21 protein-coding genes are annotated in these 26,139 nt (G+C 37.4%); 5 read left to right on the top strand and 16 right to left on the bottom strand.

Features of this window, described 5'->3' with window-relative positions; all coding sequences use genetic code 11:
- Positions 1-24: 24 nt before the first annotated feature.
- From CXF85_RS00855 to CXF85_RS00810, 10 genes are all read right to left on the bottom strand, one after another.
- Entirely contained in the window at positions 25-987 is a 963-nt protein-coding gene (locus tag CXF85_RS00855; protein ID WP_101226632.1) for a DNA-binding protein, read from the bottom strand.
- 166 nt (positions 988-1,153) lie between these two features.
- Positions 1,154-1,645, bottom strand: coding sequence for a hypothetical protein (locus CXF85_RS00850; protein ID WP_101226631.1), 492 nt, complete (start codon positions 1,643-1,645; stop codon positions 1,154-1,156).
- A gap of 5 nt (positions 1,646-1,650) precedes the next feature.
- Positions 1,651-4,332, bottom strand: coding sequence for a hypothetical protein (locus CXF85_RS00845; protein ID WP_101226630.1), 2,682 nt, complete (start codon positions 4,330-4,332; stop codon positions 1,651-1,653).
- 4 nt (positions 4,333-4,336) lie between these two features.
- On the bottom strand, positions 4,337-6,502 hold the full coding sequence (locus CXF85_RS00840; RefSeq protein ID WP_101226629.1) for a hypothetical protein: 2,166 nt from the start codon (positions 6,500-6,502) through the stop codon (positions 4,337-4,339).
- A 13-nt stretch (positions 6,503-6,515) separates the two neighbouring features.
- On the bottom strand, positions 6,516-7,736 hold the full coding sequence (locus CXF85_RS00835) for a site-specific integrase (protein ID WP_157829002.1): 1,221 nt from the start codon (positions 7,734-7,736) through the stop codon (positions 6,516-6,518).
- A gap of 284 nt (positions 7,737-8,020) precedes the next feature.
- The gene (gene hemH / locus CXF85_RS00830; RefSeq protein ID WP_101226627.1) at positions 8,021-9,100 is read right to left on the bottom strand and encodes a ferrochelatase; all 1,080 of its coding nucleotides are present in this window, start codon (positions 9,098-9,100) and stop codon (positions 8,021-8,023) included.
- An 83-nt stretch (positions 9,101-9,183) separates the two neighbouring features.
- Positions 9,184-10,515: a c-type cytochrome biogenesis protein CcmI gene (gene ccmI / locus CXF85_RS00825; protein ID WP_101226626.1), complete on the bottom strand. Its 1,332-nt coding sequence runs from the start codon at positions 10,513-10,515 to the stop codon at positions 9,184-9,186.
- Positions 10,516-10,551: 36 nt separating this feature from the next.
- The gene (locus tag CXF85_RS00820) at positions 10,552-11,019 is read right to left on the bottom strand and encodes a cytochrome c-type biogenesis protein (RefSeq protein ID WP_101226625.1); all 468 of its coding nucleotides are present in this window, start codon (positions 11,017-11,019) and stop codon (positions 10,552-10,554) included.
- 1 nt (position 11,020) lies between these two features.
- On the bottom strand, positions 11,021-11,569 hold the full coding sequence (locus tag CXF85_RS00815) for a DsbE family thiol:disulfide interchange protein (protein ID WP_101226624.1): 549 nt from the start codon (positions 11,567-11,569) through the stop codon (positions 11,021-11,023).
- Between the two features lie 2 nt (positions 11,570-11,571).
- Positions 11,572-13,611, bottom strand: coding sequence for a heme lyase CcmF/NrfE family subunit (locus tag CXF85_RS00810; RefSeq protein ID WP_101226847.1), 2,040 nt, complete (start codon positions 13,609-13,611; stop codon positions 11,572-11,574).
- Between the two features lie 610 nt (positions 13,612-14,221).
- On the opposite strand from CXF85_RS00810, the gene ccmA reads away from it, so the two are divergent.
- The 5 genes from ccmA to ccmE all read left to right on the top strand — a co-directional run bounded on the left by ccmA (position 14,222) and on the right by ccmE (position 17,278).
- Positions 14,222-14,869 (top strand): cytochrome c biogenesis heme-transporting ATPase CcmA, encoded by a 648-nt coding sequence (gene ccmA, locus CXF85_RS00805; protein ID WP_101226623.1) that lies wholly within the window; start codon positions 14,222-14,224, stop codon positions 14,867-14,869.
- A gap of 186 nt (positions 14,870-15,055) precedes the next feature.
- Positions 15,056-15,709 (top strand): heme exporter protein CcmB, encoded by a 654-nt coding sequence (gene ccmB / locus CXF85_RS00800; protein ID WP_442871852.1) that lies wholly within the window; start codon positions 15,056-15,058, stop codon positions 15,707-15,709.
- A complete protein-coding gene (locus tag CXF85_RS00795; RefSeq protein ID WP_101226622.1) occupies positions 15,709-16,455 on the top strand; it encodes a heme ABC transporter permease in 747 nt (248 codons plus the stop codon). The genes ccmB and CXF85_RS00795 overlap by 1 nt, the downstream gene beginning before the upstream one ends.
- A gap of 53 nt (positions 16,456-16,508) precedes the next feature.
- Complete coding sequence (ccmD, locus tag CXF85_RS00790; protein WP_101226621.1) at positions 16,509-16,742, top strand: heme exporter protein CcmD; 234 nt, start codon at positions 16,509-16,511, stop codon at positions 16,740-16,742.
- On the top strand, positions 16,742-17,278 hold the full coding sequence (gene ccmE, locus CXF85_RS00785; RefSeq protein ID WP_101226620.1) for a cytochrome c maturation protein CcmE: 537 nt from the start codon (positions 16,742-16,744) through the stop codon (positions 17,276-17,278). Before ccmD ends, ccmE begins: the two co-directional genes overlap by 1 nt.
- A gap of 119 nt (positions 17,279-17,397) precedes the next feature.
- Here ccmE and CXF85_RS00780 read toward each other — a convergent pair whose 3' ends face one another.
- From CXF85_RS00780 to CXF85_RS00755, 6 genes are all read right to left on the bottom strand, one after another.
- Positions 17,398-17,613 carry a TIGR02922 family protein gene (locus CXF85_RS00780; RefSeq protein ID WP_101226619.1) on the bottom strand — a complete coding sequence of 72 codons (216 nt, stop codon included), beginning with the start codon at positions 17,611-17,613 and terminating at the stop codon, positions 17,398-17,400.
- Between the two features lie 369 nt (positions 17,614-17,982).
- Complete coding sequence (gene nagP / locus CXF85_RS00775; protein WP_442871850.1) at positions 17,983-19,296, bottom strand: N-acetylglucosamine MFS transporter NagP; 1,314 nt, start codon at positions 19,294-19,296, stop codon at positions 17,983-17,985.
- Between the two features lie 59 nt (positions 19,297-19,355).
- Positions 19,356-20,486, bottom strand: a complete 1,131-nt coding sequence (nagA, locus tag CXF85_RS00770; protein WP_101226618.1) for an N-acetylglucosamine-6-phosphate deacetylase — start codon at positions 20,484-20,486, stop codon at positions 19,356-19,358.
- Between the two features lie 50 nt (positions 20,487-20,536).
- A complete protein-coding gene (gene nagK / locus CXF85_RS00765; protein ID WP_101226617.1) occupies positions 20,537-21,451 on the bottom strand; it encodes an N-acetylglucosamine kinase in 915 nt (304 codons plus the stop codon).
- Between the two features lie 188 nt (positions 21,452-21,639).
- Positions 21,640-24,279 (bottom strand): family 20 glycosylhydrolase, encoded by a 2,640-nt coding sequence (locus CXF85_RS00760; protein ID WP_101226844.1) that lies wholly within the window; start codon positions 24,277-24,279, stop codon positions 21,640-21,642.
- A gap of 290 nt (positions 24,280-24,569) precedes the next feature.
- Positions 24,570-26,132: a tryptophan halogenase family protein gene (locus tag CXF85_RS00755; protein WP_101226616.1), complete on the bottom strand. Its 1,563-nt coding sequence runs from the start codon at positions 26,130-26,132 to the stop codon at positions 24,570-24,572.
- Between the last annotated feature and the right edge of the window lie 7 nt (positions 26,133-26,139).

Raw genomic sequence — 26,139 nt, 5'->3', positions numbered from 1 at the left:
AATTCACCTTCCTGTTTATTATTACTATTGATTTTTACTGTTATTATTAGCTTTTACTGAATGCAGATTGTCAAAACCATTTTCTGCTGTCTTAATTTTTGTATGTAACTCTTCGATTGTATTGTTAAGTTGATGAATATGTAGCTTTTGCTCTGAAGATTTCCCCTCTTCTGTTCCTAATTTAATCTTTGTTTCTGTCAGGTTATTATTGATTTCATCAACTTTGGTATTGGCTTTATTGATATTCTCATTAGACTGATTAAGTTGGCTAACTAGCTCTGTATTTTGGGCTTTTAGAGTGGCGGTACTTTTTTCTGCATTTAAAATTGCTTTCTGCAATGCATTAACTTGCTGCTCAAGCGTTATATTTGCTTTATTTAAAACACCAACATTAATATTGGCTTCTGATTTTTCATCTATTGTCTTTAATAAAGACGCTTCTAATTCAGCTATCCGTTTATTAGTTGCTTCTTCATTGCGTTTGAGTTCATCATTATTTGCTTCTAGTTTGACTATTTTGTTGCTCGACTTTAATGATTCACTTTTTAATTCTGCAATTTCTTCTTTTTGATCTTCAATAGTATCGTCACATTTATCAATCGCTGTGCTGGCTTCATTTTCAGTGCGTTCAGCTTTCGCTATACTTTTTTTCATATCTGAAAGCGTTTCTGCGACACGCTTATCAGCTATTTTTGTCGCAATTGCATTACATTTAATGATTGTATCTTCGATATGTTTAGCGACATCAGCGGTAATTATATTCACAGAATCTTGAATTTCTGGCGGTAATCGTATGTTTAAATCTTCTTCTTTTTCAACGATATTTGTTGATTGTGTAGCATCAGTCCAGATTTTAAACATTCGTCTGGATTTTCCACCACCAACTTCTTCTCTTAAAGAAAATGCTGAAATTGGAATTTCCCCCCGTTCTTCTAATCTTCTGCCAGCGGCAATTATTGCTTCATCTGAATATATTGTACGTGCCATGTATTACTCCTTAGTCAACCAATTTAACCTAACTAACCTAGCTAACCTAACCAACCTAACCAAACATAGTTGATTTAATAACTTATTCCATTTTATTTGATGTCTCCCCATCATTAATACAATAGAAAGTTTTAAGGTTTCGCTTAGAACCAAGCAGAATGACGGTCTAAAACAAGCCTAACTTCTGCTTATCTTTAAGTGGCATTTTCTTTGCTACATCATCATAAAACTCACTTAATTTCTTATTTTTCAGTTCGTCATAATTTTGCTGCAAGCTTTGAGCTTTTTTTACTACCGTTTCTTTGTCGTTGGCACGTAGGCCGACTTTCTTGACTCGCTCCACCTTTCTTTTTTCTAAGTCATCATTTACTGAGTCTAAGTAAGCCTTAAGCTCCTTAGCATAAGAACCATGAGTAAATAATCCAGTCCTAGCCATCTCAACGGCACTTGCTACTTCTACTTGCGTAATCTGGTAGTTACCTTTCTTACGGTAATCGTTAACCTTGCCATGCTTTTTTATATAGCTGAGTTTTTCAAGGTTTAATTCTTTGATTTTATGAAAAACTTTCAATGAACTATTGCTATTACTGATCCAGTTAGGGAAGTCTTCTTTTCGGGATAAAGTGGTTTCTTCGTTCAAAATTTCGAGCAAATTCATACTACTTATACCTCTAGCTTATCAGCCATATCTATAGCCACTTGCATCTCTTCAATATATTTTTCATTTCTGGAGGTATTACTATTTTTATCTAGTTGCTTTAACGTTTTAATCGTTTCCTTTACGATACGTTGGCTTTCCATCTTAAATATCATTGGTAGAGGTTGCTTTAGCGTTGTTACGTGGTTTGAAACGTTCAAAATAATAAATGCTACATGTTCTTGCTCAACAAGATGATTTGTACAACCTATACAGAACTCAATCCCCGCATTTTCTCTTTGTGGAATACCGTCCACAGCACAGTTAGCTCTTTTCTGGTTGCGGTTTTTCAACATGCAGTATCCCCAAGGATTCGCTTTAATATCCGCAATTTCAAGATGAGCAAATTCTTTCAAGGTGGCACCAATTTCATCAGGACTTATCGCCTTTGTTTGCTTTAATACTCTTCGTAAAAAAACGTCCATTTTCCCAGCGAACTCGCGATTTTCATCATGTTTCATGGACTCCAAATGGGAACTAAGTATTGAACTTACAACCCTTCTTTTTGCAACTTCTTCTGATGTTTGCATATGCTTCTCGCGTAAATACCTGCGATAGAATTGCTCTCCGAAGTGTTTAAAGTTGGTACGTATCAACCAACCAACATCCCCAGAATATCTTCTGTAAACACATTCTGCCCACATATGACGAAAGGCATGAGGAGTAGGATATGCACAACCCGATTTTATAGTATTGATAACATCGTTAACGCTACCTCTATCTAACTTCTGATCTAACGAGATAGAGGCCATGTATTCTTTTTGCTCATGTGACAATCTATCAACCCAGATATTATAATAATCCATAGTCATGGTTTTATTAACATAACTATTTATTAAACTAGCTCCTTGTTTCTTTACATTAAACTCAAAAACACCTGATGACATTAATATCTTTAAATCGTTTTTAACCTTATTTCGCACTTCCAATAATTGCTGAGTTTTAGCTGATGGTTTATAAAGTTCGCTTAAATGAATTAACCTTTCTTTTTCATATTCTGAAAGCACACTTTTAGAGCAACTTTCTTTTAATAACCCCATCTCATCTAAATCTTTAAACGGGGTATAGCAATCAACAAACTGTTTCCATCCAAAAAGGCATGCTATATTTGCTTTTGATGCAATATTGAAAATATTACTCATATTCCCTTCGGATTTATAAAGCATTGGTTGTTCATCATTAGAACAATGAAGTTCCTGAATCATCCTTAATAAAATATAACTTGTTAAAGTTATTTCTCGATGTATCTTGGTTTCACCACCAGTTTTTGGTACTTTCCACTTAATATTAAAGCGGATTGGATAACGGGATTGATCAACAACATCATCATTGCGGAATAAATGTATCGCCGAATTTGGGAATGTGTATTCTGATTCTCGCCAACCAAGCAAGGCCATAATCTGCGTAAATCCGTACCTTCCAACCGCTGTAGAGTACTTGCTTATTTTTGATATATTGGGGTCAGGAGCAACTACAGGAGTATTTTTGACTATAAGGTTCGTTAATGCATCTTTCTCAGCTAAAAATTTCTTCAGTGTAACTTGTGGATTTCCAGATTTATACCCAAGTGTTGAAGTGTAATCTTCTATTATTTCAGCTTGTGTAATGTCAGAGTTAGACAGTTCGATTGCCAATAGTGACTTGATAAATAACTTATTATCATCACAACTGTTAATTCCAAGTTTTTCAATCATAATTTCAAGTGAGGATTCGTTGAATATTGCAAACTTCCTCAACGCTTCCTTATAGAACATCTCATAAAGTTTTTTTACTTTTGGTTTTATTTCTTTATATGCATTTTTATTATTAAGAACTGAACTTGGCAATACCCCCTCGTGATTTCCCATTAACGCGAACCGTATTAATGTTAAATTAATCTTTGATTCTACTCTACCACACAGTACATCTGTTGTTCTTTTCTCTACCTGTGCAACGGCATAAGCTGAGTAATATGCATCATTAAAGCTATCATTTAAATAATTAATATAGTGCTTACCTATATCAAGAGATAAAAAATTAAATGACCCCCCTTCTTTGTAATCTGCGTAAGACATGTCAGCAACTGACATGGTTACTTTATTAAGTTCTCTATATGTTATTTTCTTTGTAAAACCTGATATTAGTGGTTTTAAAGCCAATTTCCTGCAACATTGATTGATTTTTTTTGGGCTGAAGGTGTAAAACACACCAACGCCTCTAATACCAAGCCGCTTACTAATTCCTACCTCTCCAGAAGAATGTGTCATTACAACTTCTAAGAAATCGGTGAAAAAGTCCATTGTAATACTTTCTATATTGCTCTTAGTTAAGTAAGCGAACATGATGAGTAAAACTTCAAATACTTGCCTCTTTAATTTAATGCTTTCAATTTTTTCAACCGATTCACACCAGATTATCCAAGCGAGTTTAGATGTTGTAATTTCGAACTGATCGCCATCAACGGTGATGGTATATTTCTTTTCAGCACAATACCCTTCCATGTCAAACCATTCAAACCTAAGTTCTATTCGGTACTCATCTTTTAAAACCAACACATCAGAAAATCCTTCACCACTCTCTGGTGACATGCTAATAATGTGATCTTTTATTTGACAATAAAGTGACGTTTTGTTGAAAGACTTTTGATTTATTAAACTTATAATACTCATGATTTCACACTCTTATCTGTGAGACAAAAAGCTCTGGTAACATCGGTTTATACTGTTTATATGTCGCATATCCTTTGCTTTTTATTTGCTTTGAGATTAAATTATTTAAAACGTACTCTTTCCACTCTGCTTCAACTAAAACGTTCATTTCTAAAAAATCAGGGTTGTGTTGGGCTAACATCTTATATTTTTTTCTAGCTTCATTTATATAATGTAGAAAATTAACCACTGTCTCTACACTGTCAATAACAATAATAGAGTCACCTTGTTCATCATCAGAACCATCAAAGTATTCAACCTTATTAAACGGTTGTATATCCCCAGTTGTTTCCGATACTAGTTTAGTTCTGAGCTGCCTTTCGGTCACACTTCCATGAATTTGCTCAATATTAGGTTTAAACGCCACGTTTTCTATATCTTCCATCACAAACCTCATTAATCGTCCTGACATATTCATATACTCTTCATTTTCTTCAGAAAAATAAACGTCATGCTCTGTTTTACTAGTGTGTGAGTTATGATTATTTATAAGACCAACTCTAAATTTTAAACTGCCAGCATGAACGGCAGCAGTTTTAATCATGGAGCCTGTAAACCAATTAGAAGGAAAGTGGTGTTTATTTTTTATATCAGGATTTTGTTTTTTTTGCTCCCTGTCGAATTGTTGCTTCGAGCATGTAGCATTGCTAAGCAAGCATTGAACCAAATCCAGAAACACAGTTGATACAGCTTGTTGTCTCAATCTTTTTTTAATAAGTTCGTTGCAAAGAGGTTCAGAAAAAAGCGATAGCACTCTAGCAATAAAACCAACATGATTTGCCATTGCACTATCAACATCCTTTGATTTCAATGACATTAATGAATTAGCATTCCCTTTATTCTGTATAAAGTACAATAGGGCTTTTCCAACACTTAAAGTTGTATCTAGCGTATCTGTCGTTTTGAAATCCTGAGACCTCGACTTATAATAATCACAACTTATGTGTGTTATACGCTTAGAAGAACCATGAAAAATATAGTCTTGATATGTTAATTGTCTCACATCACTAGCTTGCACTGCTTGAGCACAATTCAACCAATAAAAGCATAATTCCTCCGCTTTCGATACGGGGATAGATGTTTGTTTACCACTGGCGAATTTATCAATTTGACTAAAAAAATCTTCATCAAAAATGGCCGCTGTTCTAAAGTTATGTTTAACTTTCTTTTTCTCGGTCGGCTTAGTGGAGAAATTATCATTATTTCGTAATGAATTGGAAACAATAGATCTTCGATCTTTCGGACAAAAATCAGATATTAAAATTTCAAGTGTTTGTTTATTTATACTTAAATCACCACGAGTGGCTATATACAAAATTTCCCTTTGCTTTTTATACTCAACAGATGTCTGATCAACATCTATAAATTTTGATTTTAATAAGTTGAGATTGAAATGATTTTGTTGTAACGCTTTAGCTATATCTAAACTAAAATCTTGAATAATAAGCATTAATTCTGAAATGGTATGACTGAATGACTTCATTAGCAGTCTAGTTGAACTGATACGTTGATAAACATCCAATTTACCAGCCTTTGCCATTTCCTCCCTTAGCCATCTAATTTGCGAAAACCATTTTGTAAGTGGATACTGCTTATTTTCTAAAGGGTTAAGCTTTGTAGATTTATCTATCTTTTTCAATATCTCAATTTTTTTAGGTGTTATGAATTTAACACTACAAGCCTCCCTTACAATTGATATCAGACTGTAAGCTCCCCTCCCACTAAACCCCTCATCTACCAGGTAAGTTTCAAAATTTTTAATTATTTTAAAGTCATTTCCATTTGTTTCATGTTGATTAATAAAAGCGGTGACATTGGGAAATTGGTCTATAATGCTTTTAACTTTTGATTCGGCATAATCGTTGGGATGATGTATTACCTCATGAAAAACCAAACATAAAGAACCAAACACAAGCTGTGCCAGTTCATGCTTATTTGTACATTCATAAATTACATCTTTAGCCTTATATGGTTTTCCAATCACTATTCGTTTGGGTAATATCTTAATAGAGCTTATTTTTGAATTTATGTTATTGGCTCTCTTCACTGACCCTGAGTATGCCGATTGAATTTGTTTTAATTCCTCTTCGGCTTGAACCTTTTTATTACTCACTTTATCTTCATCCATCATCCATCACACCCTCCTAACTTTCAACATCCAACATAAAATCAACACTGCGTATATATCGCATTGTAATTACTTGAGCATGTGTTTTTTTGTTGATTTTATGCCCCATAAGTCTTGCCATTTCAGTTATTACCGCATGGCCTTCATTAATAGAGTGGTGTGGGATTTCACCGCATAGCTCATAGAATTTTTCTGTAGCAAAGCTATGCCGTAAATGGTGATATGAGTTTTCGTTATTCAAAAAAATCTCCGATGCTGCATCACCTTCAAGTAGACGCTCTCTAACTTCTCTGAATATGCGTGTTGCTGTGCTTTGCGATATTGTGCTTCCAGAAGTACTTGCTCCATAGTTAGCAAACAATGAATTAGAATCGGATTCAGGGCGTTCTGTTAGATAATACTCATGACAATTTTCTAGTAATGCACGAGGAATGTAAATTGTTCTCGAAGGGGAACCTTGATTGGATCTTCTTTTAGTTATGGTCAATAAATATTCGAAAGAATTTTTATCTAAATCCTTTTTCAACTCATCGAACAAAGATAAAAAACCTTTCTGCGGTTTTCTACCATATGTGAAATCCCTTAAAAATAAACCTGTATTTTCTATTGAACGAAGACCACATTCATAGCCGAATCTTAATAGCAATTCATCTCTCTGTGTTCTACACTCAAGATTCATTATTGTACGTGTACTTTTCTGAACATACTGATATGTCCGTTTTCTTTTAACGTTTTTCGTTGCCACCTTCCTTAACTTCGGGTAAATATATATTTTTCTAACATTTGTAACCCCTGCCGCTGCTAGATAATTATAATATGCACTAAGTGTAACTCTAGCCTTATCAACTACTTTAATGCCTTTTTGAGACTCTTCTATCAAGTAATCATTAATGTATTCATTTATAAGTTCGGATGGTGCATGGGTATGCATATGAACATTTGGCAAGTCGGGGGCTAGAAAGGATTGATGCTCTAAATACTGAAGGAAGTGTAAAATTTCATCTTCATACTGATTGATTGTTGCCTCTCCAATTTCAGAGTCAACAAGTTGGTGCTCTACCTCATTAGTATCCTCATCAACAACTTTTTTAGCCAGAGATATAATTCCGAGCTTATTCATTGAAATTGAAAAAAAAGTAGGGAATAGCAGAGGCGTACCATCTGAATCAACGAAGCTAACAAATCTTTCTACTTGAATGTGACTCATGTAGTTATTGTTATGAATAAATTTTTCCATGTTAGTGATCACTCCCTTAATCAAATTCAGACTAAGTGTAGCACCAACCATATCAATGTAAAATTTTTATCAACGCTATATTCATTAAGGGTGATTGTTCAATATTACCCTCCTATTACCACCTCTTAAAAAAAGCAGTCCATATCAATGTGAATTATTTTTTTCTGATTACCCATAGCCAACCCACCACCAATACTGTACGTAAAAACAGTATACTATTTTTATGTGGCTTAGCAAGTGCGTTTATGAATTGACTAATGCAAACTTTGTATCTAACTTGCCACCTAATTATGGTCAGGCGCACCTAATGTTGGCTCTAAGATGTTAAACAAGGCATTAATATGGTCATCACGGTCGTTTAGCGCGGCAATATAATGGTAGGTTTCACCACCTGCCTTTAAAAACACTTCACTATTTTCGTGAATTAACTCTTCAAGTGTTTCTAAACAATCGGCACTAAAGGCTGGGCTCATAATAGCAACGTGTTTTATGCCTTGCTCAGGAAGTTTTTCAAGCGTTACATCCGTGTAAGGTTTAAGCCATTCAGCTTTACCAAAACGTGATTGAAAAGTCATGATAATTTCATCATCAATAAAGCCTAAATCACTTTCCAACAATAACTTTTTAAGTAATACCGTTGTTTCATGGCAAAAGTCATAATAAGGATCACCCCACTGACGAAATAACTCTGGCATACCATGATATGACAGTACTAAGCGCTCTGGTTTACCATGACTTGCCACATGCTCTTGTACAGTATCAGCTAATGCTTGAATATAGAGTGGATTGTTATGATAGGTATTTAAGAAGTGTATCGATGGTATATAACGCCACTTTTGTAATTCTTTACTTACCGCATCGAAAGTTGACGCTGTGGTTGGCCCTGCGTACTGAGGATATAAAGGTAATACCACAATTTTATCAACACCTTGTTGCTGAAACTTTTGCATTACACTTGCCACTGATGGATTGCCATAACGCATAGCAAAATCGACAACGACATTATCACCATATTGAGATTTGACTTTTGCCGCCAGTTTTACTTTTTGTGCAGCGGTTATGCTTAATAAGGGAGCACCATCATCTTGCCAAACAGTTTGGTATAACTTGGCTGACTTTGCCGGTCGGATTCGTAAAATAATACCGTGTAAAATAATAAGCCAAATGAGACGCGGGATTTCTACTACACGCCTATCAGATAAAAACTCTCGTAAATAGCGACGTACAGCACTGGTTGTAGGTTCATCAGGGGAACCTAAATTAGTTATTAATACTGCTGTTGATGGACTTTTCTTATCATCAACCGTGTTATCTTTAACAGTATTAACGCTATCTTTTTTACGTGCACTAAAACGAGATTTCATTTGTCTTTTCTTCTTATTAAACTTAACGGGCAACGTTAATACGTTGCCCGAGTAAGAAAGATCAACTTAACTAGTTAAAACAGTTATTCAACTAAAGTATTTACGATCAGTTCAAGTGTTTCACTGCTATTAACATCAACACCTAAAGATTCCGCTTTATAGTCACCTGATTTAATACCAACACCACCTTGCATTGACACAATGGCATATACGTGTGCTTTCTCTACACTACCTAAGTTATTCGCCGGGCTCATCGCTTGACTATTGTTTAGCACAATAACAGTAGGTAAATCACTGGCTTTCAGCTTAACTGCAGCAAGCGGCATACGTTGACCATTAGTAGGTACTGCATAGATAAATACTACGCGATCTTCACCCTGTGCCAGTTGCTTGGCAATATCATCAGATAAGCGAACACTCACTTTTAATTGTGGTCCAACAACCGCTGGTGTTTTGTCTGCTGAGTTAGTTGCTGACTGACTTACCGAATTAGTTGCTGAGTTACCTGCTGTGCTTGTTGCTGGCTGACCTAACGACTGACCCAGTCGATTATTCGCTTCGGCTACTGCTTCTTTAAGGGCAGTAATATTCACACCTTGATTATTTACATCAATTACACGCTGCCAATGAGTTATCGCTAGCTGGTAATTTTCACTAATAAAATTATGCATACCTAATAAAATATTGGTTGATGCATCATTAATATCAAGCGCTAATGATTTATCAATATATTCTTGTACTTGGGCACTAATTTTCTGATCATTCTTATAATAAAGCGCTTGTGCAATAGCACCTAAAACATCAGCATGCTCGCCTTCAATTTTGATCACTTGAGTAAATGCAGCAACCGCTTCATCAAAACCGCCAACAGCAACATAGGTTTGCCCTAAATTATACCAAGCCTCACTATCTTCAGGGTTTGATTCAATATGTTTTTGCAGTTTTTCAATATGTGCTATTGCTTCATTTTCACGCTGCTTTAGCATTTTCTCTTGTGACATAGCTTCTTGCTGACCATGCCCTGTAGGTAATTGGGTAATGAGTTTATAGCTACCTTGCTTATCATAAAGCGCGACAGAGAAAATGATAATAAAGGCACTTAATCCTAGTGGCCAAAAAGGAGAATAAGACCTTACATTAGTGGCTACTTTTACCTCTTTTGACGTGCTTTCTATATCTTGCAATAAAGTATTATCAAGTTCAGCCAATAGGTATTGATAATTTTCTTCATCAATACCACCTTCGCCGTAATCTTTTTCTATCTCTTTTTTATGTTCATGATACAAACGAACGTTGGTTTCATCACGCAAACTACTATCGACAAGAACCGCTTGTGACTTCTGTTTGAAGAAAGGTCGCCATACCATCAATAATAATAAAATTAAAAATATAAGGCTTATTACTAAAAATTCCATAATGTTATCTACTACTTCTTTTAATTTATTGAGCGGTTACTTATCTTTGGTTAGACTGTTGAGCTTATCTTGTTGCGCTTTCGATAAAACCAAGTCTTCTTTAGGCACTGGTTTTCGGCGAACAATGACAATAACGATAATAATGCCGAACAAAATAAGCACTGCTGGACCAAACCATAATACGTAAGTTAATTGCGATACTCTTGGGCGATATAAAACAAACTCGCCATAACGGTCGACCATAAAATTAACAATTTCAATATCGGCTTTACCTTGTTGCAATAACTCGTAAAGCTCTCGACGTAAATCAGCGGCAATGGGTGAGTTAGAATCAGCTAAGTTTTGGTTTTGACACTTAGGACATCGTAATTCTTTACTTAGCGCTTGAAAGCGAATTTTAGTCACTTCATCCTGAAACTCGTAAGTATCCACTGGACTGGCACTTACCTGATTACTACTTAACGCAAACACCAACGCGAGTATAAGTATGCTGATTATACGCATGTTATTTCCCCTGCTTTTTTTCTTCAATTAGCTGAGCAATTAATGGCTCAAATTCACGTCGCCATACGCGTGTATCGATGGCTCCAGCAAAACGTTTACGAATAATACCATGATGATCAATAACAAATGTTTCTGGCGCGCCATAAACACCTAAATCTAGACCTAAAGTGCCTTCGTCATCAAAGATAGAAAATACATAGGGATCTTCATAGTGTTGTAGCCATTGCTGCGCTGCAACACGCTCATCTTTATAATTCAAACCATACAGTTTAACTTGAGCATCTTTAGCGACATCAACGAGGTACGGGTGTTCATACTTACACGTAGGACACCAAGTAGCCCAAACATTAATTAACACGATATCACCGAGTAAATCAGCCTTAGTGACAACTTTATCGCTATTATTTAATGTTTGTAGTTCAAAAGCAGGCATAGTTTTACCAACCAATGCTGATGGCATATCTTGTGGGTTAAGTGATAACCCACGATATAATACAACACCTAGGGCGATAACTAATATCAATGGCAAAAAGCGAATTAGCTTACCCATTATTACGCCTCCGAGGCTTTTGAATGAGTGGTGGCTGTGCCAATAACTACATCTTTCATCGTATCAGTAGCAACAGGCGAGCTTGCCACTACCGGTTTTTTACGACGATAACGTTTATCAAGCATAGACAGAAGACCACCTAGCCCCATAAATATTGCACCTAACCAAATCCAACGAACAAATGGCTTATAATGCACACGTATTGCCCAAGCACCATCTGGTAATGGGTCACCTAAAGCGACATAGACGTCACGGAACAATCCAGGATCAATACCTGCTTCAGTCATTCCCATAGTTTGTACGCGATAAGTGCGGCGTTCTGGCTTCAATAAAGAAACAAAGTCACTTTCGCCTGAGCCATTTACTTTATAGATATTAATTTGTCCCTGCTCGGCACTATAATTTGGCCCTTCGACATGTTTAATGCCTTTGAACTCAATTTCATAACCTGAAACAGTCACTCTTTCATTCAGCGCCATTTTCACATTAGTTTCACTTTCATACATTGAAACAATGGTCACGCCAACAATAGTGATAGCGATACCTGCATGAGCCGTTGCCATGCCGATGTGACTAGTGGTTAATTTACCTACTGTTTGAAAGTGGTTTTTAATTTCTTTAACTACCACTAAGAAAACCCAAGTCGCTAAGGTGATACCCATGGCAACTAAAATATTAAACTCGCCACCGTAAACCACTGGAAATAATAAACCAAACGCGATACTAAATACTGATGAACTTAACAGTCTTTTACGTAATTCACCTTGCTTGGCTTTTTTCCAACGAATTAACGGACCTATTCCCATGATAATAAATAGAATACTCATGATAGGAACAAAAACGGCATTAAAATACGGAGGACCTACTGATATTTTCCCGTAACCTAACGCATCAACTAATAAAGGATATAAGGTACCTAAAAGTACGGTTACCGTCGCAACAACCAATATGACATTACACAGTAATAACGCTGTTTCACGTGAGTAAAAGGCGAAGCGAGAGAAGCTCGCCACTGTATTTGCTCTAAATGCGTATAACGTTAAAGAGCCGCCCATAGCAATGGCTAAAATCACGAGTATAAAAATACCGCGAGAAGGATCAGCTGCAAAAGAGTGAACTGAAGTAATCACTCCTGAGCGTACTAAGAATGTGCCTAATAAACTGAGGCCAAAAGCAAATATTGCCAGTAATATAGTCCAGTTTCTAAAAGTACCACGTTTTTCTGTTACGGCTAAAGAGTGGATCAGCGCGGTACCAATAAGCCATGGCATAAATGATGCATTTTCAACAGGATCCCAGAACCACCAACCACCCCAGCCAAGTTCATAATAAGCCCACCAGCTACCTAGCGCGATACCTACAGTTAAGAACATCCAAGCGCCTACGGTCCAAGGACGAGACCAACGAGCCCATGCGGCATCCATTTTCCCGGCCATTAACGCGGCGACAGCAAAAGCAAAGGCAACAGCAAAACCAACATAACCAAGATATAACAATGGCGGATGAATAATTAAACCAACATCTTGTAATAATGGATTTAAATCACGACCTTCCATTGGCACATTCGGCCATAAGCGTTCAAATGGGTTAGAAGTTAAAAGGGTGAAAGCGATAAATCCGATAGCAATCATACCCATAACAGCTAACACACGTGCAATAAACTCTTCTTCAATGTCTTGTGAAAAACGCGCAACAGCGGCTGTCCATGCTGTTAATGAGAACACCCACAATAATAAGGAGCCTTCATGACCGCCCCATACCGCGCTTATTTTAAAATAATACGGCAAATGCGTATTAGAATGACTGGCGATATACTTAATAGAGAAATCATCAACGACAAAACTGTACGCAAGGATGATAATACTGATACCGGTGAAAAAAAACATACCGTAAGCAAGTGGTCTAGCATAGGTCATGAGTTTCTTTAAAGAACTCTGCTCTGGACTATGAACACCTATTAAGGGAATCAAACTTAAGCAAATAGCAAATGCTAAAGCAATAATAAGGGCTAAGTGACCGAGCTCAGGTATAAGCTCAGGCATTTGTGTCGCTACCAGTTCTGGTATCATTGGGTTCTCCGCTCTACTTCAAAAAACAATTAACCTTTAGTGATTGTTATCAATACTAATGAGGTTAAAAATTATCGCGTCATACTAACATTTTATGAGGTTGAATATTAATGTAAATTAACTGCTCAAGTTGTTTCATAATGTTACAAGTTTCTTGGGCTATGTTAATCTTGGCTGTGTTAATATTGGCTATGGTATTATATCACCCAAAGTGATTATACGATCCATATCAAGAATTACTCGACAAACATACGCTAGAATCCACTCTACTAGCTTGATATACCCGTACCAATCAAAGTGCAGGATTTCAGTGGGAATTTAAAGAGTTTTAGGCAAGGGAATAATTTAAGCATAGTCATTCTATGGTTTCATTATTTAACGCAGTATAAAGCCCTTTAAAACCCATCGAAGAAGCGTTTGAGCCACATCACTTCGTCGTTGCTGTGATTTATAATGGAACAACCATTATTTCATCACAGCGCCTTGAAATGAAGTGGCTCAAACACTCTGAAACCTGCATCTTGAATGATAATGGGTATATAATAAACTTTTAAATAACGTTGATAAAGAATAAGTGAATCCATTGTCCAAAAAAACCTCAACTCCCTTGATAAGTGCAGTAAATCTAACCTGCATTCGAGAAGAACGCTTATTATTTGACGAACTATCAGTGGAAATTTATCCCGGTGACATAGTGCAAGTTGAAGGTCCGAACGGCTCAGGAAAAACCAGCTTATTACGTATTTTATCAGGACTATCGCAACCTTATGATGGTCAAATATTATATAAGAACGAGATAATTAGCCTCTGTCGAGAAGAGTTTCATCAAAACTTGTTGTATTTCGGCCATTTATCTGGCGTAAAAGGTGAAATGACGGCAGAAGAAAATCTTGATTTTAATTTAGCGTTACACGGTAATAAAACACAAGAAAGCTTAGCTTATTTAGCCAAGGTAAATCTTTCTGGTTTTGAAGACAGTTTAGCGTCCCATTTAAGTGCCGGCCAGCATAGACGTATTGCCTTAGCCCGTTTATACCAAAGTAATGCGCCTATTTGGATTTTAGATGAGCCTTTTACTGCCATAGATAAACAAGGCGTTGCCGGTTTAGAACAGCTATTTTCTGCTCATGCACAACGAGGTGGTTGTGTTATTTTAACCACACATCAAGATTTAATCAGTATTAAGCCCGCACAAGTCAAAAAAATCACCTTAGATTATAGTTACCTATGATAGTGTTTTTGACTCATATGCATACATTTTATAGCGCTTAGAGAAAGTAACCTAATGACCTTAAAAGCACAGTCAACTCAAGAGACTGAAAACTTAACCGCTATGAACGGCAATTCCGTGATAGACAATACCGTGTTAGAAAATGCTGCACCGTCATCACAGCCGTTATCTTATCGCCGTGCCTTTATGTTGGTATTAAAACGCGATTTGACCATTGCTATGCGACATAAAGATGACATTGTTAATCCATTATTATTTTTTGTTATCGTAGTAACCCTTTTCCCTTTAGGTATTGGTCCTGAAGCACAAACGTTAAGTCGTATTGCGCCAGGAATTATTTGGGTAGCCGCCCTACTCGCCACGTTATTATCATTAGATCGCTTATTTAAATCCGATCATCTCGATGGTTCACTAGAGCAAATGTTACTTAGTCCTCACCCTATTTTTGTCTTAGTATTAGCCAAAATATTTGCTCATTGGTTAATAACGGGTTTGCCGCTTATCTTAATAGCACCACTGTTAGCGGTGTTATTGCATTTAGATGAAAACAGCTATACCGCCTTATTACTTACCTTATTATTGGGTACGCCAGTACTTAGCTTACTTGGTGCCGTGGGCGTTGCGCTTACCGTAGGCATCAAAAAAGGTGGCGTATTACTTAGCTTACTTGTTTTACCGCTTTATATTCCGGTATTAATTTTTGCCACCAGCGCGATAGATACTGCCGCGCTTGGTTTACCTTACAGCGGCCAACTTGCTATAATCGCCGCATTATTCTTTGGATCTTTAACGCTAGCTCCTTTTGCTGTTGGCGCTGCCCTAAAAGTGAGTACCAACTGATGTGGAAATGGTTACACCCTTATGCAAACCCAGAAGTGTCTTATCACTTTACCAATAAATTATTACCTTGGTTAAGTGCCCTAGCGGCAATATTTTTAAGTATTGGTTTAGTCTGGGCATTATTATTTGCCCCTGCTGATTATCAGCAAGGTCACAGTTTTCGTATTTTCTATATCCATGTACCTGCCGCTTCGTTATCCATGGGGATTTATGTTTCCATGGCAATAGCCGCATTTAGCAGTTTAGTATGGCAATTAAAGCTTGCTGATGCATCTGCTGCTGCGATGGCGCCTGTTGGCGCAGCGTTTACTGCCATAGCATTAATCACTGGTGCTGCTTGGGGTAAACCAATGTGGGGGACGTGGTGGATTTGGGATGCACGTTTAACATCTGAGCTTATCTTATTATTTTTGTATCTCGGGGTCATCGCCTTACATAACGCCTTTGAAGATAAAAATTTAGCAGGAAAAGCGGCTGGAATACTTACCCTAGTAGGTGTGATAAACATCCCAATTATTAAATACTCTGTAGAGTGGTGGAACACCCTTCATCAAGGCTCAACGGTAAGTAAATTGGGAAAACCATCCATGTCACTTGACATGTTGTGGCCATTTATTTTTTGTTTTATTGGTTTTTCATTATTAGTCGGGGTGATTATATGTCTACGTTTTCGTAATGAAATTCTAGCGCGCAACAGCATTCGTCCTTGGGTGCGCGAACTAGTACAACAAAACACAGTTAAATAACACTAAGTAACATAAAACAACACTAAAATTAGTGCGTAATTGGAGAGCATTTAATGCAATTTAATAGTTTCAGCGATTTCATCAATATGGGTGGTTATGGCTTTTATGTCTGGCTTTCTTTTGGTGCAGCAGCTTTGATACTTACCCTGTTATTGATCAGTTCTAAAGCGGGTCATCAGCAGATTATCACACAAATTTCAAAGCGTAAGCAACGAGAAGACAAACTTCGACAAGCTAAAGAGCTACGCAAAAAACAAAATGAAGTATTAAACGAGGTAACTGAATAATGAATCCACGCCGTAAAAAACGTCTTGCAATTGTTGGCTCTATCCTAATTGGCATAGGAGTTGTAGCAGGACTTGTTTTATATGCCTTAAGTCAAAACATTGATTTATTTTTTACCCCGTCAGAGATCACCCAAGGTAAAAAAGAGACGGGTTTAATGCCAAGTCTTGGTCAACGTATTCGTATCGGTGGTTTAGTGGTTCCTGGCTCCGTAAGTCGCGATCCTGAAAGCCTTAAAGTATCATTTAAGCTTAGCGATATGACCATGCCTATCATTTTCAAAGATAGTGACCCTATGGTTACTGTGTATTACGAAGGAATTTTACCGGATCTATTTCGTGAAGGACAAGGTATTGTCGCTAATGGTACTTTGACTGAGCATCCGCCAACGGGTTTAAGCATTGAAGCGAGTGAAGTCCTTGCCAAGCATGATGAAAACTATATGCCTGCGGAGCTCGCTGAAGCTGCTGGTCAGAAACATGACAAAGCTACTTACAGTGAAAAACAACTAGAAAGTAAAAAGACTAATAGCTATTAAACTCATAACAATCGGATTAATAAATTAGTCTGATTGCTATTTAACAGACACAAAAAAGGTGACATTAAAGTCACCTTTTTTATGTTCGTTTTTAGCCATTTTATTTAGCTATAACCTTATTAATGCCAGTACTCTTCAACAAGTTTGTCACCTACACTGTTGATGATATCAATATCACCATCACACACCGCAACGATAGTTTTTCCACGTTTAAAGTCATGTGGAATGATCATATCGCCATAGGCATTTAAGTTAAAACTTTCTGTTTTCCTATACATCGCTAATTCATCATCACAGCAATAGATAACCGTAACTTTCCTTTTAGCTTCACCCATAATTAAATCCTTTTAAGTGCTTTTAAGTGCTTTTATACAAAGTTTATTATTAACTCTAAACTTAGCTTAAGATGGCTTCCTAACCCCACAATAGTGGTTTGACCTTAAGCAATGTTCTTATATTAGTACGATTGTTCCACTAGGTCAACACCTGGTACAACCAGTACGTCATGTTTTAAACATCAATTAACAATATAATATAACTTTCTCGTCTATCGGGTAAGCTGTTGAATTAAAGATATAAAAAAACCTCGGCTTAGCCATTGTATAACAAGGCTAAACCGAGGTTTGTTTATTGAGCGTTTAAAGCGCGGCTTTTACTCGCAGTGCTAAACGTCTTTAACTAGAGTTAACATATCTTAACTTAGTCTATTTCCAAGATTTCATTTTACAGCCTTTAACAGCGTAGAATAAAATAAATAAATAACAAGGTAACATCACGACATAACCACCTTGAAGATCTACTGCCTGTCCGCTAGTGCCACTGACTAAGCTCCAGAATAATGGACCAAAGGCGCCACCTGAAATACCCATAACTAAAAGAGCAGAGCCAACACTGGTTAGTTTACCTACGCCTGAAAGCGCTAATGGGAAAACAGCAGGCCATACAATCGCGTTAGCAAGCCCTAAGAAAGCAATCAATATCAGAGTATCAGGTAACTGAGCACCACCCAAAATAAACGATAACGAGTTAGCGATAGCGAAAGAGTTATTATCTCCGAAGATAACACCAAAGCTTAGTGCCAAACCTAAAACCGCTGAGACCATCAATGCTTTTTGTTGTGAGATAAAGCGTGGAATAAGCGCGATACCTAGAATGTAACCAAGCACCATACAACCCATAGTATATGAAGTCATGACACTGTAGTTTTCAACACCTAGTGCAAGGGCGAAAGCACCAATAGTATCACCAGCGATAACTTCTACTGCTACATATAGAAATAATGCTACAACACCCAATGCTAAGTTGGGGTGAGAAAGTGCTTCTTTTAATTGACCTTTATGTCCGGCTTCCCCTTCCTCTTCTTCACTAGCTAGTTCAGGCAAAGGAGATTTTTTCACGGCATAACCAAGAATACCAATAAATAAAGCCATACCTAGGTAAGGTAGAATTAATTTATCAGCCATTGCATCAATTTGAATTTGGCTTAACTCAGTACCTACAGTGCCACTAAAGCCACTTAAGATTAAGGCAGTAAATACGATTGGTGCAACAACACCAGCACCTTTATTTAAGATACCCATAATTGAAATACGTGCAGCTGCTGACTCTTCAGGGCCAATACGTACCACATACGGGTTAACAGCTGTTTGTAGCAAGGTTTGACCTGCGCCCATCACTAACTGAGCCAGTAAGAATAATGGAAATATCTGGGTTTTAGCTGCTGGAATGAAAAGTAAACCAGCAATCATCATAGTACCCATACCCATTGCCATACCATTTTTGTAGCCTACTTTACGAATAATCGCTGCAGAAGGTAAGGCAGTAAAGGTAACCGCAATATAAAAAGAAAATAATATCAACGATGCTTGAAAGGGAGTTAATTGCAGTATTTGTTGCAAGTACGGCATTAAGGAGCCGTTTAACCAGGTAGCAAAACCTAGGATAAAAAATAGCCCGGCGACGATTATCATCGGCACGGCATTACTCTGTTTTTTCTCTTCTGCTAAAGACATTTCCATAATTTCCTCGTTAACTTGCATTATTGTTATAATTATTGCGTAAATTTATTGGGGTGTGATTAAACTTTTTCACCTGCAATCCAGGTCTCTTTTACTGATAAATCATCATTTAACACGACCATATCAGCTTGCTTTCCTTGAGTCAGTTCACCACGAATTACTGCTTGATTTTGATATAAGTATTCTGCTGGGTATAAACTTGCCATACGAATTGCTTCGCCTAACTCAATGCCTAATCCTTGATGAGTATTTTTTACTGCACTAGCCATATCTAATGAAGAGCCAGCTAGCTCACCTGTTGTCGAGGTAAGTTTGCCGTTATCAACATAAACGGTTCGATCGTATAAAGCGAATTGGGTTTGATCTGTACCCACTGGTGGCATTGCATCAGTGACTAAAAATATTTTACCTTGCGGCTTAGCTTGAATCGCTAATTTACAACTAGCGTAATCAACATGGAAGCCATCAACAATTAAACCGCAACTTGTATTGTTATTTAAAAGCGCCGCACCAACAACACCAGGCTCACGCCCTTGTAATGGTGACATAGCATTGAACAGATGAGTAAAACCACTAGCTCCTGCATCAATAGCCTGCTGAGCCGTTTGATAATCGGCATTGGTATGGCCTAAGCAAACTTTAATGCCCAATTCAACCATACGTGTAATATCTTCGGCATTAACAGTCTCAGGGGCTAGTGTAACAATAACTTGGCCAATGTCTTTTCGTGTAAGCACCTGCCATTCATCATCTGAAAGAGCACGGATATAGTCGGCACAATGGGTGCCTTTCTTCGCAACTGATAAATGAGGGCCTTCAAAGTGTATACCGACAATACCAGGAACACCTTCTGACAATGCTTGAGCAATAGCATCTGCAGCTTGCTGCATTATTTCAAATTTATCAGTAATTAATGTCGGCATCATCGCTGTAGTGCCAAATTTAGCATGAGCAGACATGATTGTTTTTAAGTTATCAACCGAAGGTGAGTCATTGAACAATGCCCCACCGCCGCCATTAACTTGTAAATCGATATAACCAGGAACAACTAAGCCAGTAGCAATAATATCGACCTTGCTTGTGTCTTGGTCAATATCGGTAATTTTACCGTCAACTATGGTCAACACTTGATCTTCAAGGAAAGCTTGACCGTCAAAAAGTCGTTGAGCATGAAAGCGTATTTGTGTCATTAGTTGTCCTAGAATATCAAGTTCAATGGGAAAGCTAGATTATACCGCTATTACGCAGATTGCTGTACAGACTGCTTAGCCTGTTGCTGTCTTGCGAAAAGAACAGAGCCGACTTCTGGCGCATGTATTGGCTCTTCAAGGGTTTCCTTGATGTTATCTGCTAACCAAGATTTTAATCTTGGTGTTAAGCCACCAAGCATAGAAATACGTGGTGGATTTTTTGTCGTTAAAGTACGCGCGATACTATTAATGTACTCAGCACCTTCAGCAACAATAGCCAAGGCAACTTGATCACCCTGCTCTGCAGCATCAAACACTAGGTTTGCCTGCTGTGCATAGAATGTTGCCTTTTGACTCGCCACGGCTTCAACTAAATCGGTATCATCGTTGCAGTTAAGCTTCTGTAAAAGCACAGCTGACATTAATGTTGGTTGAACTAAACCATCAAGCGATAATAGAACCTGCTTAACACCTTGTAAGCCAAACCAAGCGCCACTACCTTTATCACCATGAGGAAAACCATGAGCACCAACAATACTGTGTTTCTCTTCAACACAAGCAAAGCCACATGAGCCAGTACCACTGATAATAACAGCACCATCGCCACCATCATGAGCACCTAGACAAGCGATTAATAAATCGGTAGCTAAATAAATTGTTTTAAAAGGATGTTGCCAATCAGCCATTTTATCAAACAGTACCGGTATATTAACACCTGCAAGGCCTACGCCAGCGACTAATTCACTTAGTTCTATGTGAGTTAAGCCAGCATCTTCAAGGGCTAATTTCGCCGACTCAGTAATAGAGTTTGTCGCTTGCTCAAAACCATGTAACGGATTGCCTGGACCTGAAATGCCTGTACCAAGTATTTCATTATCTTTATTCATAATAATGGCTTTACATTTACTACCACCGCCATCAATACCTAAAAATAATTCATTGTTTTTGTCACTACTTGTCAGCATACCAACCCCATGTTAACTGCATATACGATTAATTTTTGTTTTTTCATCTTAGCTAGAAATGACAGCGTTGTCATTTCTTTTCTTGAATAAAAATACAGCTTTATTGATTAATGTTACTAAATGTAACTTAACTGACTGATAATAATGAAAAATATCAGTCAGTTGTTTTAGTAATTATTTTACTTGGATTACTTTACCTGAGTAATACGACTTGCTCTCAAGCCATTAGTACTACGACTTCTAATACTTATCTCACCTGAAACTGCAATAGGCTCTTGATAATTAAGCCAGTTTCCGCCGTTTACTTGATACTCTATCGTTAAGCCCGGGAAGGCGATATTAGCGTGTAATTTACCAGCTTTGATAATCGCCCCAACTGTAGGTAAACGGTAATCAATTTGTGCTAAATCAAGTTTAGCAAATTCTTTGTGACCTAAGGTATTTGCAAATAACTGCCATTGGTTATCACGCATAGCCTTTAATTCAGCAGTAAACGTATTACTTTGCGATGAATATTTTGCGCCTTTATAATTATAAGGTACGGCCCAATCAGCTTGATGCCATGCACGCTCTGCAAGTGCTAATAAGCGTGGAAATACTTTGTGCTCAACCATATCATCGGTACGAACGTTTTCGCTCCACAACTGCCCCTGGATGCCTAAGAACTTTTGGCCTGGCGCTAATGGTGTTTTAGTGTCATCAGCTACATAAGCGTTATCTTGCCTATCTAACCAAAACTCAGCATGAACAGGCAAGTTATCCGGCATAAACTGGAAGACTTTTTCAGTATTGGTATGGCGTGATGCCCAGTAGTAGCCATGTTCTTTTGGATCCGCTTCATGAGGAAAATCAAAATACAATACATCAGGGCTAGAAATAACAACTTGCCAATCTCTGTTTGCTAACTGATGAACTTTATCGTGACCACCCCAAAAGAGAGCATCCCAAGCATTAGCTTGAACGATAGCAGGCATATTCTCTTTACGAGTATGCTCCATACCATCACTCCAACCAGCCGTTTCAATATCAAGCTCTGATAAAATACCAGCAACACGCTCAATGAAATAAGCACCAAGCTCACTCATTTTCGTCACACCTTTGTCATTATCTGCAACAAAGGCTTTACAAGCTGGAGATTCTAACCAAGCACCTGCCGTTTCATCTGCGCCAATATGATAACGAGTAAGCGGTTGGCCTGCATCAGCATGAATTTTCTTAACTTGTGTCATCACTTCAATAACAAAATCATAAGAAGACTCTAAACAGGCATTGATGGTGTTATCACCATAAAACTGCACTGAGGAATAATTAGTTTTATCATCAAAATCTTCTAACAAGAATTGCTTAGCTTTTGCTTCATCTTCTAACGCCATGAATTTTTTATAACGAGCAGTCATTGCTTTTATTGACGATCGTGAATGACCTGGCATATCAAGTGATGGGATCACTTGAATATGACGCGCGGTAGCGGCTTGTAAAATTTCTTGGTAATCACTTACGCTGTAATAGCCACTTACCGATGAGTTTTCATCAGCACCTGCGCCTAACTGCGGCATTAAACAATTGTCTTCTGTTATATCAAAGCAGCGTTTTGCACCAATATCGGTTAATTCTGGCAAGCTTGGAATTTCTAAACGCCAACCTTCATCATCTCCCAGGTGTAAATGTAATTTATTTAATTTGTATGCTGCCATTTGATCAAGCAGTTTTAAAATAAAGTCCTTCGAATGAAAATTACGGGCAACATCAACTAACATTCCTCGAAAGGCGAAGTGAGGTTCATCATCAACCGCTAACATGGGTAGTCGAGACTCCCCGACAGTTACTAAGCTTGCTAATGATTGTAAACCATTGAATACGCCATTACCGTCAACACCTACGATGGTAATTTCTTTGTCTGTTACCGCTAAACTATAACTACCAATTATTTTATCGTTATTACTTACAATACTTAAACGCAAAGGTAGCCCTTTAGCGCTCTGTTTCACACCTAGTTCAGCTAAACGTGAAATAGCGGCATCGACCTCTGTGTGTTTAACATTGCCTAATGAAACAGCAATACCATGACTAATATCAACAAAGCCGGCGTTTGCATCGATGCTAACAGAAGTAGGTGTTGGGATAATGGCTTGAATAACAGCTAACTTATCTTCAACAAGCACGGCATTACGCTGATAAAGTTTTTCACTGGTTAGCCATTGAGTTTTATCTGCTGCACTACGTTTAAACTGAGTATTAGTATCAGTAAACGTTTCAACGTGTGGCAAGACTTCTAAACCCGATTCTTTATCGATATATGGTTTGGTACTTTCAATGACTCGTGCTTCTAAACCGGGTGCACTAACAATATAGTTAGGCATAACATCTGATTCAGCTAATGACCAAAACATAGCGCGGAAGTTTAACGTTTTTTGTTCACCTGGAGCAAAACCAGAAAAAGTATCCTTTAAACTAATTAGATGTAAATCGCCATTGAGGTGTTTTACGCTAAAATCATCGCTTTCAAAAGATTGTATAGGCGCAATTTGACTAAAGTGAATAGTCCAGTCTTTTGCTGCAATAGCTTGTTTAGCGGTAAAAGTTAACTCCACTTCAAAACAGGCGCCATCAGCAACTTTACCGTCGCACTTATCAGTAGGAATATTAGTAACGACGCGATAGTTAACCACTAAGTTTTCAGCAATTTTATTTATGTCACTTTGCGTAACTGAATATATTGCTTGCAGGTTAATCTTCTCGCCAGTATCAACGGCTGGTTTAGGGGCTTTGTCACAACCGAGTAATGATAAGCTAGCGGCAATGGTAAGCGCCAACATTTTTTTATTCATCTTCTTAATGTACATGTTAAAGGACCTTATACAGCTTTATATGATAAAGACTGTTCTGCTTTAAAAATTTATATTAGCTTAACTATCCTTAATTTTGACAGCGCTGTCAAAATTAAACACACAAAACATCAATCTGGTAACAAGATCGCACACATTTAGTTGTCAGTGTGCATTCAATTCAATTTAACTGGATATTTATACGGTAACTTAATAGATACATATAAAGTTTTATGGCTTAAAGTGGAAAATAATGATTAACAGCTGAGTATTAATCATTACTTATTATTTGATTAAATTTTTTGTAATCCATATTGATAAATTTTATCAATAAGCTCACGATGCTTTGGAAGTTTATTTAATGCTAAATCAGAATGGTTACTAATATCCGCAAAGACCTTACTTGCTAGCTCATCTTGGCTTAGTCGATGCTGAAAATGAGTTAGATTGGTGTCAAAGTCCATCCCGTACAAAATATATTGATAATTTTCTAAATTAAAAACGCCAAATTTATTGGAAAAATCATAGGGACTTGGTGGCTGATACTTCCATCGTTCCAATCGCTCTTGTAGAGAATCAGGGATACTATCATTTGCTCGGTTATCTAACCAAAACTGACTGTCATCACGTTTAGATAGACAATAGTGTGCTTTTACAAAATCGATGACATTATCCCAACTAAGGGCAACCCGTTCATTAAATTGTTTCGCAATAAGTGGCATATCGAGTTTACTGCTCGGGAACTGCTCGGCTAGCATTTTAGCTGTTGCATCAAAGACTAATAAACCCGTGGCTTCAAGGGGCTCGACAAAGCCTTGAGACAAGCCTAATGCGACACAGTTTTTATGCCAGAACTTTTCCCTATAGCCTATCTTCATTGGAATTAGACGACTATCAACACCGTCAGATATAGGACCAATATACGCCCTTAGATCTTGTTCCGCTTGTTCATGTGAGGTATGACTCGAAGAATAAACATGCCCAATACCACGTCGCTCTTTCAGCCCTATATCCCAAACCCAGCCAGAAGTGAGTGCTGTAGAAATTGTATGTGATGCAATTGGGGCATCTGCTTGTTCATAAGGAACTTGAATAGCAACGGCATGATCAACAAAGAGTGTGCCGCTTTTATCTTTAAAAGGAACCTTGAGTTTCTCACCTAATAATAAAGACTTAAAACCAGTACAATCAACAAAAAAGTCTCCCTGAATATTCTCTCCATTAGCGATAACCAAAGAACTAATCTCACCATTTTCATGCTGTAAAACACTTACAACATCGGCTTGAATATGTGTAACACCTAACTTCTTAACTGCATTCTTAGCAAGTAGTGCTGAAAACTTATTGGCATCTAAATGATAACCATAAGAGGTGGCACCTTGAAACTCAGGTGTGGTAATCATTTTAGGTGCTAAACCAGCATCACAAATTTTTCCTTGAATGGATAATGCATCAACATAACTTATACCTGAGCCTTTCATATTTTTCAGCCAGTAAGCCGTTAAATCTAACTCACTAGTTTTAGGATAATCAAAGATATGATGGTAATAGGCAGGTTTACCCGCAACAGGGTTAGTGGTCCAATCTACAAATTTAATCCCCTGTTTAAAAGTGGCATCACATTCGAGAATAAATTCAGTCTCACTAATTCCTAGATGCTGTAAAGATTGACGCATCATGGGCACAGTACCCTCCCCTACACCAATGGTAGGTATATTAGCTGATTCAACTAAGGTTATTTCGATGCTATTGACTGAATTGGTAATCAAGTTTTTTGCTAAATGATTCGCTGCTAGCCAGCCAGCTGTACCGCCACCAACGATAACAATTTTTTGAATTACATTTGTTTGCGACATGAAAATT

Origin of the sequence: Colwellia sp. 75C3, assembly GCF_002836255.1 — a bacterium.
Taxonomy (GTDB): Bacteria; Pseudomonadota; Gammaproteobacteria; order Enterobacterales; family Alteromonadaceae; genus Colwellia.
This window is presented reverse-complemented; position numbering and strand designations above follow the sequence as displayed.